Source organism: Providencia sp. PROV267 (genome assembly GCF_028477825.1).
Taxonomy (GTDB): domain Bacteria; phylum Pseudomonadota; class Gammaproteobacteria; order Enterobacterales; family Enterobacteriaceae; genus Providencia; species Providencia stuartii.
Genome location: NZ_JAMPLX010000026.1, coordinates 126425 through 139267 on the forward strand (window position 1 = coordinate 126425; position 12843 = coordinate 139267).

General features: G+C 43.7%; 10 protein-coding genes. All 10 read left to right on the top strand.

What is annotated here, in order from left to right; all coding sequences use genetic code 11:
- The first annotated feature begins 13 nt into the window (after window positions 1–13).
- The gene (gene bamA, locus PR709_RS17510; protein ID WP_004916767.1) at window positions 14–2428 is read left to right on the top strand and encodes an outer membrane protein assembly factor BamA; all 2415 of its coding nucleotides are present in this window, start codon (window positions 14–16) and stop codon (window positions 2426–2428) included.
- A gap of 90 nt (window positions 2429–2518) precedes the next feature.
- On the top strand, window positions 2519–3013 hold the full coding sequence (skp, locus tag PR709_RS17515; protein ID WP_004916764.1) for a molecular chaperone Skp: 495 nt from the start codon (window positions 2519–2521) through the stop codon (window positions 3011–3013).
- A gap of 3 nt (window positions 3014–3016) precedes the next feature.
- Window positions 3017–4054: a UDP-3-O-(3-hydroxymyristoyl)glucosamine N-acyltransferase gene (gene lpxD / locus PR709_RS17520; RefSeq protein ID WP_004916761.1), complete on the top strand. Its 1038-nt coding sequence runs from the start codon at window positions 3017–3019 to the stop codon at window positions 4052–4054.
- 130 nt (window positions 4055–4184) lie between these two features.
- The gene (gene fabZ, locus PR709_RS17525) at window positions 4185–4637 is read left to right on the top strand and encodes a 3-hydroxyacyl-ACP dehydratase FabZ (protein WP_004916757.1); all 453 of its coding nucleotides are present in this window, start codon (window positions 4185–4187) and stop codon (window positions 4635–4637) included.
- Between the two features lies 1 nt (window position 4638).
- Window positions 4639–5436: an acyl-ACP--UDP-N-acetylglucosamine O-acyltransferase gene (lpxA, locus tag PR709_RS17530; protein ID WP_004916754.1), complete on the top strand. Its 798-nt coding sequence runs from the start codon at window positions 4639–4641 to the stop codon at window positions 5434–5436.
- A gap of 47 nt (window positions 5437–5483) precedes the next feature.
- Window positions 5484–6638 (top strand): lipid-A-disaccharide synthase, encoded by a 1155-nt coding sequence (gene lpxB / locus PR709_RS17535; RefSeq protein ID WP_272571055.1) that lies wholly within the window; start codon window positions 5484–5486, stop codon window positions 6636–6638.
- Window positions 6638–7231, top strand: a complete 594-nt coding sequence (rnhB, locus tag PR709_RS17540) for a ribonuclease HII (protein WP_004916745.1) — start codon at window positions 6638–6640, stop codon at window positions 7229–7231. Before lpxB ends, rnhB begins: the two co-directional genes overlap by 1 nt.
- Before the next feature lie 11 nt (window positions 7232–7242).
- On the top strand, window positions 7243–10725 hold the full coding sequence (gene dnaE / locus PR709_RS17545; protein ID WP_040132401.1) for a DNA polymerase III subunit alpha: 3483 nt from the start codon (window positions 7243–7245) through the stop codon (window positions 10723–10725).
- Between the two features lie 12 nt (window positions 10726–10737).
- Window positions 10738–11697, top strand: coding sequence for an acetyl-CoA carboxylase carboxyl transferase subunit alpha (gene accA, locus PR709_RS17550; RefSeq protein ID WP_004916741.1), 960 nt, complete (start codon window positions 10738–10740; stop codon window positions 11695–11697).
- A gap of 245 nt (window positions 11698–11942) precedes the next feature.
- Window positions 11943–12827: a DMT family transporter gene (locus PR709_RS17555; protein WP_014657689.1), complete on the top strand. Its 885-nt coding sequence runs from the start codon at window positions 11943–11945 to the stop codon at window positions 12825–12827.
- Window positions 12828–12843: the final 16 nt, after the last annotated feature.

Here is a 12843-nt window from a genome sequence, read left to right on the forward strand (position 1 = left end):
ACGCATAACAACGATGGCGATGAAAAAGTTGCTCATAGCGTCGCTGCTATTTGGCAGCGCGACTGCATACGGTTCAGACGGATTCGTAGTTAAGGACATTCGTTTCGAAGGTCTACAACGCGTCGCCGTTGGTGCAGCATTATTGAACATGCCTGTCAGGGTAGGTGACTCGATTGATAACGAAGATATTAGCCGTTCAATTCGATCTCTATTCTCTACTGGCAACTTCGAAGATGTTAGGGTCCTGCGTGATGGAAACACGCTGATCGTTCAAGTTAAAGAGCGACCAACCATCGCGAGTATCACTTTTACAGGCAATAAATCTGTTAAAGATGATATGCTCAAACAAAACTTGGAAGCATCAAACATTCGTGTTGGTGAGGCTTTGGACCGCACGAAAATAGCGAATATCGAGAAAGGTCTGGAAGACTTTTACTATAGTGTTGGTAAATACAATGCGACAGTAAAAGCAGTGGCTACGCCACTGCCTCGTAACCGTGTAGATTTAAAATTTGTGTTCTCTGAGGGCGTGTCTGCAAAAATTCAGCAGATTAACGTCGTAGGAAACAAAAATTACACGACGGCTGAATTGGTTAATAAATTCCAATTGCGTGATGATGTGCCATGGTGGAACCTAGCGGCAGACCAAAAATATCAAAAACAAAAACTGGCTGGTGATTTAGAAACTCTTCGTAGCTTCTATCTTGACCGTGGCTATGCGCGTTTCAATATTGATTCCACTCAAGTCAGTTTGACGCCAGACAAAAAAGATATCTACATTACAATTAATGTCACTGAAGGCGATCAATATAAGATCTCTGGTGTGGAAATTAATGGTAATACCGCAGATCATCTGACTGAAATTCAAGAACTCATTACGATCACCCCAGGCGAGCTGTATAACGGCACGCAGGTGACGAGTATGGAAAACAAAATCAAGGATCTTCTTGGTCGTTATGGTTATGCCTATCCTCGTGTAATGACACAACCTGAAATTAATGATGAAGATAAAACGGTCAAACTGCATGTCAATATTGATGCAGGTAACCGCTTCTATGTTCGTCAAATCCGTTTCCAAGGTAATGACACAAGTAAAGACTCCGTCCTCCGTCGTGAAATGCGCCAGATGGAAGGGGCTTGGCTTGGTAATGATTTAGTCGAATTAGGCAAAGAGCGTCTTAACCGTACGGGTTTCTTTGAAACTGTTGATGTCGAAACGCAACGGGTACCGGGTAGCCCAGACCAAGTCGATGTGGTCTACAAAGTTAAAGAGCGTAATACAGGCTCCATGAACTTTGGTGTCGGTTTTGGTACTGAAAGTGGCGTGAGTTTCCAAGTCGGTGTAAGTCAAGACAACTGGTTAGGAACCGGTAATGCGGTTGGGATCAACGCAAGCAAAAACGATTACTCAACCAACGTTGAAATGTCGTTTACGGATCCTTACTTCACCGTTAATGGTGTGAGCTTAGGCGGGCGTGTTTTCTATAATGATTTCCGTGCGAAAGATGCTGACTTGTCTGGCTATACCAATAAAACCTATGGTTTAGATACGTTCTTAAGCTTCCCATTCAACGAGAATAACTCATTCCGTGTTGGTGCAGGTTACGTTCATAACTCATTGTCTGATATGCGTCCGCAAGCAGCAATGTGGGATTACCTCTATTCTATGGGCGATAAGCCACCAATTAATGATGATGGTCGCAATAAAGAGAAATTTAATGCGGATGACTTCACCGTTAATTTAGGTTGGACTTATAATTCCTTGAACCGTGGTTTCTTCCCGACATCGGGTAATAAAACCAGTGTTTCAGGTAAAATCACCGTTCCAGGCTCTGATAACGAGTACTACAAACTGCGTTTTGATACAGCACAGTACTACCCAATCAATGAAGATGAGACTTGGGTTATCTTAGGTCGTGCACAAGCAGGTTACGGGGATGGTCTTGGCAGCAAGCAAATGCCATTCTATGAAAACTTCTATGCTGGTGGTTCAAGTACGCTGCGTGGTTTCCGTTCTAACAATATCGGGCCAAAAGCGGTTTATCTGAAAAATGTTAATGGTAAAGGTGAGCCTGAACCGGGTAGCCCATCAAGCGATGCGGTAGGTGGTAATGCGATGTATGCGGCGTCCTTTGAGCTGATTACACCAACTCCATTTATCGATGAGAAATACTCAAATACAGTTCGTACATCGTTATTTGTTGATGCGGGTACAGTATGGGATACCAACTGGAACAGTATCAATGCAGATTGGCGTAAAGGCATGCCAGATTATGGTAAAGCAACAAACGTCCGTGTTTCTACGGGGGTTGCTCTACAGTGGATGTCACCGCTTGGGCCTCTGGTCTTCTCCTATGCGCAACCTATTAAGGATTACGAAGGGGATAAATCAGAACAGTTCCAATTTAATATTGGTAGAACGTGGTAATCTAGAACGTCTCTATCTAAGGAAAGCCCTTGCATATATTGTGAGGGTGACCAAAATTTCCAGCCATAAATATGGGTTAAGGAGTTTCGTGTGAAAAAATTGTTGTGTGCGGCGGGTGTCACTCTGGCTTTGGCGATGTCAGCAGGTGCTTATGCAGATAAAATTGCAGTCGTGAACGTTGGCGAAATTTTCCAAAAAATGCCAGCGCGCGAAGCTGTAGCCAAACAGCTTGAAAGTGAATTCAAAAGCCGTGCGACAGAGTTGCAAAATTTAGAAAAAGACCTTCAATCACGCGTAGAAAAATTACGTCGTGATGGTGCAACAATGAAGCAAAGCGAACGTGAAAAACAAGAAAAAGAGCTGATGGCTAAACGTGATCAGTTCGCAGAAAAAGCGCAAAAATTTGAAGAAGACAACCGTCGTCGTCAAATGGAAGAGCGTAACAAAATCCTAAGTCGTATTCAGGATTCTATTAAATCTGTTGCAGCCAAAGAAGGTTATGATGTGGTTATCGATGCAAATGCTGTTGCATATGCCAAAGATAGCGTAGACATCACGAGTAAGGTTCAAAAACAGGTTAAATAATAGATGTCCTCAATTCGATTGGCTGACCTCGCTCAGCAGTTGAATGCACAGTTACACGGTGATGGCGATATCGTCATCACCGGTATTGCACCGATGTATTCAGCAAATAATCAGCAAATTACATTCCTATCAGATAGTCGCTACAGCGACAAACTCGCTGAGTGTCAGGCTGCCGCTGTGGTATTAACAGCGAAAGATCTTGATGCTTGTAAAGTGGCGGCGCTGGTAGTCGATAACCCTTATCTTGCCTATGCTCGCATGGCACAAATCATGGATACAACGCCAAGCCCAGCAGAGAATATCCATTCGTCAGCCGTTATCGATGAAGGGGCGAAGTTAGGAAACAACGTGGCGATTGGGGCGAATGCCGTGATTGAAAGCGGCGTTGTGTTAGGCGATAACGTTGTTATTGGCGCAGGTTGTTTTGTTGGTAAAAATACTCGTATCGGGGCTGGTACGCGTTTATGGGCGAATGTTAGCGTTTACCATAATGTTGAAATTGGTGAACACTGCTTGATCCAATCAGGAGCTGTTATCGGTTCTGATGGTTTTGGCTACGCGAATGATCGTGGCAATTGGGTCAAAATTCCTCAGCTAGGCACAGTTATTATTGGCGATCGCGTAGAAATTGGCGCTTGTACAACAATTGATCGTGGTGCGCTAGATAATACAGTTATTGGTAATGGTGTTATTATTGATAACCAATGTCAGATAGCACACAACGTAACCATCGGTGATAATACCGCCGTAGCAGGTGGCGTTATCATGGCGGGTAGCTTGAAAATTGGTCGCTACTGCATGATTGGTGGTGCGAGTGTTATTAACGGTCACATGGAAATTTGCGATAAGGTGACTGTCACAGGGATGGGAATGGTTATGAGACCAATCACTGAACCTGGTGTATACTCTTCTGGTATTCCTTTACAGCCTAATAAAGTTTGGCGTAAAACAGCAGCTTTGGTTTTGAATATCAATGAGATGAATAAGCGCTTAAAAGCTGTTGAGCGTGAATTAGATAGTCAAACTCAAAAAAATCAGTAATCATTTCGTAATTCAGGTTAAAATAATCGACTGAGTTACGTTTTTCCGGCCTGCCAGTTAACCTAACTTTATGGTTAAAGCAGGCCGATTCGTTAATTAAATTGTATTAATAGACAGGAAGAGTATTTCGATGAGTGATAATCATACTCTGAATATTGAAGAGATTTTAGAATTACTTCCACACCGTTACCCATTCCTTTTGGTTGACCGTGTACTGGATTTTGAAAAAGGAAAATCTCTGCGCGCAGTAAAAAATGTGTCATTCAATGAACCCTTTTTCCAAGGCCACTTTCCGGGCAAACCTATTTTTCCAGGTGTGTTGATCCTAGAAGCAATGGCTCAAGCAACAGGTATCCTAGCATTTAAGAGCGTTGGTAAACTAGAACCGGGTGAATTGTACTATTTTGCAGCGATTGATAATGCTCGTTTCAAGCGCCCAGTGTTGCCGGGAGATCAGATGATCCTCGAAGTCGAGTTTATTAAAGAACGTCGCGGTGTTGCACGTTTTAAAGGTGTTGCAAAAGTTGATGGAGAAGTGGCCTGCGAAGCTGAAATGATGTGCGCCCGTCGCCGTGAGGTCTGATATGATTGATAAAACAGCCTGTATTCATCCCTCATCGATTGTCGAAGATGGAGCTATTATTGGTGCCAATGTTCGTATTGGCCCTTTTTGTTATATTGGTGCTAACGTTGAAATCGGCGAAGGCACTGAGCTCAAATCGCACATTGTTGTTAATGGCCACACCAAAATTGGCCGTGACAATGTGATCTTCCAGTTCGCATCGATTGGTGAAATCAACCAAGACCTGAAATACCAAGGTGAACCAACACGAGTCGAGATCGGTGACAGAAACCGTATAAGAGAAAGTGTCACTATCCATCGCGGAACGATCCAAGGCGGTAGTTTAACCAAAGTGGGTGACGATAACCTATTTATGGTGAATGTGCATATTGCCCACGATTGTATTATTGGTAACCGCTGCATCATTGCAAACAACGGTACACTGGGTGGTCATGTTATTTTAGGTGACTTCGCAATTATTGGCGGAATGACTGCCGTTCATCAATTTTGCCAAATTGGTGCTCATGTTATGGTTGGCGGTTGTTCAGGTGTGGCGCAAGATGTTCCACCTTACGTCATTGCGCAAGGTAACCATGCAACGCCTTATGGCCTGAATATTGAAGGCTTGAAGCGTCGCGGTTTTGATAAAGAGTCTCTACATGCGATTCGTAATGCTTACAAAGTCCTTTATCGTTCAGGTAAATCACTAGAGGAAGCACGTAGCGAAATCGCTCAACTTGCACAAGCTAACCCGCATGTGAAAGTGTTCAGCGAGTTCCTTGAGAACTCCGCAGAGTCTAATCGTGGTATTATTCGTTAGTCGGTAGTTAAGATAACGAAGTCAGGGCCTTTATTAAGGAGATCATTTTGGCGAATCATCACCGCCCACTTACTATTGGCCTTGTTGCTGGGGAAACATCCGGCGATATACTCGGCGCAGGGCTTATCCGAGCACTCAAAGCACAAGTACCTGATGCACGTTTTGTAGGTGTCGCAGGGCCTTTAATGCAAGCAGAAGGCTGTGAAGCTTGGTATGAGATGGAAGAGTTAGCGGTAATGGGGATTGTTGAAGTGCTTGGCAGGCTTCCTCGGTTACTCGCTATTCGCAAAGATCTTACCGAACGCTTTACACAATTACAGCCAGATATCTTTGTTGGTATTGATGCACCTGATTTTAATATCACCCTTGAAGGGAAGTTAAAATCAAAAGGCATTAAAACCATTCATTACGTCAGCCCTTCTGTGTGGGCATGGCGGCAGAAACGCGTCTTCAAAATTGGTCGAGCAACAAATTTAGTGCTTGCCTTTTTGCCGTTTGAAAAAGCCTTCTATGATCGTTTTAATGTTCCGTGTCGCTTTATTGGGCACACAATGGCAGATGCTATCCCGCTTCATGTCGATAAAACAGCGGCAAGGCAACGCATTGGTATACCTGAAAAAGGGAAGTGTTTAGCCCTCTTACCGGGCAGCCGTCACTCAGAAGTTGAAATGCTAAGTGCTGATTTTTTGAAAACAGCGAAAATTTTACAACAGCATTTTACGGATCTTCACATTGTCGTGCCTTTGGTCAACCAAAAACGGCGTGAACAGTTTGAAGCGATCCGTCAACAAGTCGCTCCAGAGCTAGCTGTCCATATGTTAGATGGCCAAGGCAGAGATGCGATGATCGCGGCGGATGCGACGTTGCTCGCATCGGGAACGGCGGCTCTTGAATGTATGCTAGCGAAATGTCCAATGGTAGTGGGTTATCGTATGAAACCATTTACTTTTTGGTTGGCAAAACGTTTAGTAAAGACACCCTATGTTTCATTGCCTAATTTGTTAGCTGAAAAAGAGATAGTCAAAGAGTTACTACAGGAAGAGTGCCAACCTGAAAAGTTAGCTCAGCAGCTAATTCCCTTACTGGAAGGCGGCGAACAGGTAGAACAATTAAAAGCAACATTTTTACAGCTCCATCAATTGATCCGCTGTGATGCAGATAAACAAGCGGCTGAAGCTGTATTGGATTTGGTTCGAAATTAATGGATTTTATATACCCAAAAGCCAACTTAATTGCTGGCGTAGATGAAGTTGGGCGCGGCCCCCTTGTTGGTGCGGTGGTGACCGCCGCTGTAATATTGGATCCTAAAAATCCAATCATTGGCTTGACTGACTCAAAAAAACTCACCGAGAAAAAACGCGAAAAACTCTTTGTTGAGATCCAAGAAAAAGCCTTGTGCTGGTGTATTGGGCGAGCCGAACCTGAAGAAATTGATGAAATCAATATCCTGCATGCCACCATGCTTGCGATGCAACGTGCTGTTGCTGGTTTAAGCATAACACCTGATTTTGTTTTAGTGGATGGTAACCGTTGCCCAACCTTATCAATGCCTTCACAAGCGGTGATTAAAGGTGATAGTTTAGTGCAGGAAATAAGCGCGGCATCAATTTTAGCCAAAGTGGTTAGAGACCGAGAAATGGTTGAGCTAGATAAAGCTTATCCAGAATATGGTTTTGCAAAACATAAGGGCTATCCGACGGCTTATCATTTAGAAAAACTGGCACAGTTTGGCGCAACAAAATTTCATCGCAAGAGTTTTGCTCCTGTGCGCCGTGCATTAGAAGCGAAAGATTGAGTATAAATTAGATGGCTGAACCTCGTTTTATTCACTTACGCGTTCACAGCGACTATTCAATGATTGATGGTCTGGCAAAAACCGGCCCATTAGTTAAAAAAGTGGCAGCAATGGGCATGCCAGCATTTGCGATCACTGATTTCACTAACTTATGTGGTTTGGTGAAGTTCTATGGAGCAGCGCACGGTGCTGGTATTAAACCTATTATTGGCGCTGACTTTTTTGTTGAAAGCGAGCAATTGGGTGATGAAATTGCTCACTTAACCGTACTAGCTCGTAATAACGAAGGCTACCAAAACCTGACGCTGTTGATCTCAGAAGCCTATCAAAAAGGCTATGGGGCGATAGGGCCAACGATCCATCGCGATTGGCTTGTTAAGCATAAAGAAGGTTTGATACTGCTTTCAGGTGGCCGCCAAGGGGATGTAGGGCAATTTTTATTGCGCGGTAATCAAGCTCTCGTTGATGAATGCTTGGCATTTTACGAAACCCACTTTCCCGGTTGCTACTATTTAGAACTCATTCGTACAGGAAGGCCTGACGAAGAGAGTTATTTACATGCGGCGGTAGAGCTTGCAACGCAGCGTGGTTTACCTGTTGTTGCGACTAATGATGTACGTTTTATTGAAAGTAGCGACTTTGATGCGCATGAAATACGTGTCGCTATCCATGATGGTTTTACCTTATCTGATCCTAAAAGGCCTAAAAAATATAGCCCTCAGCAATATTTACGATCTGAAGAAGAGATGTGTGAGCTGTTTGCCGACATCCCTGAAGCACTTGAAAATAGTGTAGAGATTGCTAAGCGTTGTAATGTAACCATTCGTCTTGGTGAGTACTTCCTTCCCCAATTCCCAACAGGGGATATGAAAACGGAAGACTTTTTGGTTATGCGGTCAAAAGAGGGATTAGAGGAGCGCCTGAAGTTCCTTTTTCCTGATGAGAAAGTGAGAGCCGAAAGACGTCCTGAATATGATGAACGGCTAGAAGTCGAGCTAAACGTTATTAACCAAATGGGGTTCCCTGGTTATTTCTTGATCGTGATGGAGTTTATTCAATGGTCAAAAGATAACGGTGTACCAGTAGGGCCTGGTCGTGGCTCCGGTGCAGGCTCTTTGGTTGCCTACGCTCTAAAAATTACTGACTTAGATCCGTTAGAGTTCGATCTCCTTTTTGAACGTTTCTTAAACCCTGAACGGGTTTCTATGCCTGACTTTGACGTTGACTTCTGTATGGAAAAACGCGATCAAGTGATTGATCACGTTGCTCAAATGTATGGACGAGATGCGGTTTCACAGATCATCACGTTCGGTACGATGGCGGCGAAGGCGGTTATCCGCGACGTAGGCCGTGTATTAGGCCACCCATACGGTTTTGTCGATCGGATCTCGAAACTGGTTCCCCCTGATCCGGGAATGACATTAGAGAAAGCATTTGAGGCCGAGCCGCAACTGCCTGAAATTTACGAAGCCGATGAAGAGGTGAAAGCGCTCATCGATATGGCGCGTAAACTTGAAGGGGTCACACGTAACGCCGGGAAACATGCTGGGGGCGTGGTTATTGCGCCTACCAAAATTACCGATTTTGCCCCTCTGTATTGCGATGCGGAAGGGAATAACCCAGTCACCCAATTTGATAAAAACGACGTTGAATATGCGGGATTGGTGAAGTTCGACTTTTTGGGATTACGTACGCTCACGATCATTAACTGGGCGTTAGAGATGATCAACGCAAGGCGGGCTAAGAAAAACCTTGAGCCAGTGGATATTGCGGCAATACCATTGGATGATCAAAAAAGTTTCGACATGTTGCAGCGTTCAGAAACAACGGCGGTATTCCAGCTTGAATCTCGAGGGATGAAGGATTTGATCAAGCGCCTGCGTCCTGACTGCTTTGAAGATATGATTGCATTGGTGGCACTGTTTCGCCCTGGTCCATTGCAATCAGGGATGGTGGATAACTTTATCGACCGTAAGCATGGGCGTGAAGAGATTTCATACCCTGATGTACAGTGGCAACATGAATCATTAAAACCTGTTCTAGAGCCGACGTATGGCATTATCTTATACCAGGAACAGGTGATGCAGATTGCACAGGTACTCGCTGGTTATACTCTCGGCGGCGCGGATATGTTACGTCGTGCGATGGGGAAAAAGAAACCGGAGGAGATGGCAAAACAGCGTTCCGTCTTTGAGGAAGGAGCCATCAAAAACGGTATCGATGGTGAGCTATCGATGAAAATCTTTGACTTGGTAGAAAAATTTGCCGGTTACGGATTTAACAAATCTCACTCCGCCGCTTATGCGCTCGTTTCATACCAGACATTATGGCTTAAAGCGCATTATCCGGCTGAATTTATGGCGGCTGTTATGACCGCGGATATGGATAACACCGAGAAAGTCGTCGGCCTCGTCGATGAATGTTGGCGAATGGGGTTAAAAGTATTACCTCCTGATATTAATAGTGGGCTATATCATTTTCACGTTAACGATGAAGGTGAAATTGTTTACGGTATCGGTGCGATTAAAGGTGTCGGTGAAGGCCCAATTGAGGCGATTATAGAAGCTCGCCAAAAAGGTGGCATCTTTAAGGAAATTTTTGATCTTTGTGCGCGTGTTGATCTTAAAAAAATTAACCGTCGCGTCATGGAAAAACTGATCATGGCGGGGGCGTTCGATCATTTAGGGCCTCACCGCGCAGCCTTAATGTCTTCACTGGAAGATGCGCTGAAAGCGGCGGATCAGCACGCCAAAGCAGAGGCTATAGGGCAAACTGATATGTTTGGTGTGCTTGCAGAAGCCCCTGAACAAGTGGAAAGCTCATACGCGAGCGTACCAAAATGGCCAGATCAAGTTGTTTTGGACGGTGAAAGGGAAACGCTGGGTCTTTATTTGACAGGGCACCCGATAACGCGTTATTTAAATGAAATAGAACGTTATACTAATGGTCTGAGATTGAAAGATGTGAACCCTACCCCTCGTGGTCAGGTGACAACTGTGGTAGGTTTAGTACTTTCAGCCAAAGTTATTACTACCAAGCGTGGCAATCGAATTGGTATTTGTACGCTTGATGATCGTTCCGGTCGTCTGGATATTATGTTATTTTCAGATGCACTAGATAAATACCAGCACTTGCTGGAAAAAGACAGTATCCTGATTGCCACCGGTCAGGTCAGCTTTGATGATTTCAACGGTGGTAATAAAATGACAGTGCGGGAGTTAATGGATATTAGTGAAGCAAGGGAAAAATATGCGCGAGGACTTGCAATTTCACTGTCAGACAAACAAATTAATGATCAGTTACTGAACCGACTTCGCAGCACTCTTGAACCCCATCGTTCAGGAACGATTCCGGTTCATTTGTATTATCAGAAGGATGATGCCAGAGCAAAGCTTAAATTTGGTGTTGTTTGGCGCGTAACACCCGTTGATGACCTTCTGAATTCTCTGCGAACTCTGCTGGGTAATGAGCAGGTAGAATTAGAATTTGACTAAAATAGGAATATTATGAGTCTGGATTTTCTTGATTTTGAACAGCCAATTGCTGAATTGGAAGCGAAAATTGATTCGCTGACTGCAGTTAGCCGTCAAGACAACAATTTAGAAGTCAACCTAGATGACGAGGTTGCTCGTTTACGTGAAAAAAGTGTTGAACTGACGCGTAAGATTTTCTCTGATCTGGGTGCATGGCAAATTGCTAAACTTGCTCGTCATCCACGCCGTCCTTATACATTAGATTATATTTCTCGTATATTTACTGACTTCCAAGAACTCGCTGGTGATCGTGCTTATGCCGATGATAAAGCTATTGTTGGCGGTATTGCACGTTTGGACGGTCGTCCTGTTATGGTTATTGGCCATCAAAAAGGGCGTGAGACAAAAGAAAAAATTCGCCGTAACTTTGGTATGCCAGCACCAGAAGGCTATCGTAAGGCATTACGCTTGATGGAAATGGCCGATCGTTTCAACTTACCTATTATTACCTTTATTGATACTCCGGGGGCTTACCCAGGTGTTGGCGCGGAAGAGCGTGGTCAGTCGGAAGCCATTGCACGTAACTTGCGTGAAATGTCTCGCTTATCAGTGCCAGTTATCTGTACCGTTATTGGTGAAGGTGGGTCTGGTGGCGCGCTGGCTATCGGCGTAGGTGATAAAGTGAATATGCTGCAATACAGCACCTATTCCGTTATCTCTCCAGAAGGTTGTGCATCTATTCTGTGGAAAAGCGCTGATAAAGCGCCATTAGCGGCAGAAGCAATGGGGATCACCGCATCTCGTCTTAAAGAGTTGAAACTTATTGATAATGTGGTCACTGAGCCGTTAGGTGGCGCACACCGCAGTTACGATGAAGTTGCGGCGTCTTTAAAAGCACGTATCGTCGAAGATTTAGACGAATTGCTTGAGCTAGATGAAGAAGCATTAAAAAATCGTCGCTACCAGCGTTTAATGGAATATGGCTATTGCTAATTAAGACCTATTAGCAAAGTAAAAACGGGAGTTTGGGATAGCCAGCTCCCGTTTTTTATTCGTGCATCACGCTCTTTGAGTCGTGAAATCTAGTCAAGGTGGTGATTAATTGGTAACTTTGATAGGGTAGTTAACCACATAAGCACTTTATTGTTTTTGCTAAAATAATGAATATAGGCAGCGACGGTCGTTCCAAAGTTGATGTCACTTTTCCGATTAAAAACTGACATAAATAAGAGATAAGAATGAGGCAATATAACTACTTAATTTACGCCTTGATGTGTGTATTAATATGGAGTTTTATCCCAATTGTTTCTCGTTTTGGGCAAAATGGTTTAGATAGCTTTCAATTTTTATTTTGGTCTAATCTTATTTCAGCGATGTCAGTAATACTGGTTGCACTGATCGCGGGTTATAAGCCAACCAAATTGTTTATTCTTCCTCGTGATATCCTCCTTAAAGTCTTTGTGCTTGGTTTTTTAGATTGCTTATTTTATTTGCTTCTTTATTACGGTTACGCCATTGAAAATGGTATTGCAGTATTAGTGATCCAGTATAGTTGGCCTTTAATCATTATCTTGCTGTCGGTCTTTTTATTAAAAGATAAGCTAGCTGGCAGGCAGATTGTGGGCGTGATTATCGGGTTTATTGCAGTGATTATCACTTTTACCAAAGGGCATATTACTCAACTACAGGTTGAGGATCCGGTGGCTCTGTTATTCGTATTTAGCGGTGCATTTTGTTTCGCACTGATGTCGGTGTTCTCACGGCAATATTCGATTGACCCTTATATTAGTACAGTTTGGTTATTTATCTTTTCAACGTTAACTTCATTGGTGTTATTACTGTCATTTAGTGAACTACAATTGCCTTCCAAAGCTGCATTTTGGCCGACGGTAATCAACGGGGTACTCATTAACGGTGTATCTTACATTTTATGGTTTAAGGCGATGAATACGGGACATTCTGCAAAAATTGCCTCCATCGTATTTTTATCCCCAGTATTATCCGTACTTTGGTTGGTGGTCATTTTAAGTGATCCGTTTGAAATCGCTTATATCATCGGTGTATTGCTAGTTATCGTTTCTGGTGTGTTATGTGTTGGTCAGAAGAGAAAGCAATCATATTAGCGTAAAGAAGGGCAGA

Bases quoted from the DNA above. Each gene is read 5' to 3' on its own strand.
- bamA (WP_004916767.1), top strand. From the start codon at position 14: ATGGCGATGAAAAAGTTGCTCATAGCGTCGCTGCTATTTGGCAGCGCG.
- lpxD (WP_004916761.1), top strand. From the start codon at position 3,017: ATGTCCTCAATTCGATTGGCTGACCTCGCTCAGCAGTTGAATGCACAG.
- fabZ (WP_004916757.1), top strand. From the start codon at position 4,185: ATGAGTGATAATCATACTCTGAATATTGAAGAGATTTTAGAATTACTT.
- lpxA (WP_004916754.1), top strand. From the start codon at position 4,639: ATGATTGATAAAACAGCCTGTATTCATCCCTCATCGATTGTCGAAGAT.
- rnhB (WP_004916745.1), top strand. From the start codon at position 6,638: ATGGATTTTATATACCCAAAAGCCAACTTAATTGCTGGCGTAGATGAA.
- dnaE (WP_040132401.1), top strand. From the start codon at position 7,243: ATGGCTGAACCTCGTTTTATTCACTTACGCGTTCACAGCGACTATTCA.
- accA (WP_004916741.1), top strand. From the start codon at position 10,738: ATGAGTCTGGATTTTCTTGATTTTGAACAGCCAATTGCTGAATTGGAA.
- PR709_RS17555 (WP_014657689.1), top strand. From the start codon at position 11,943: ATGAGGCAATATAACTACTTAATTTACGCCTTGATGTGTGTATTAATA.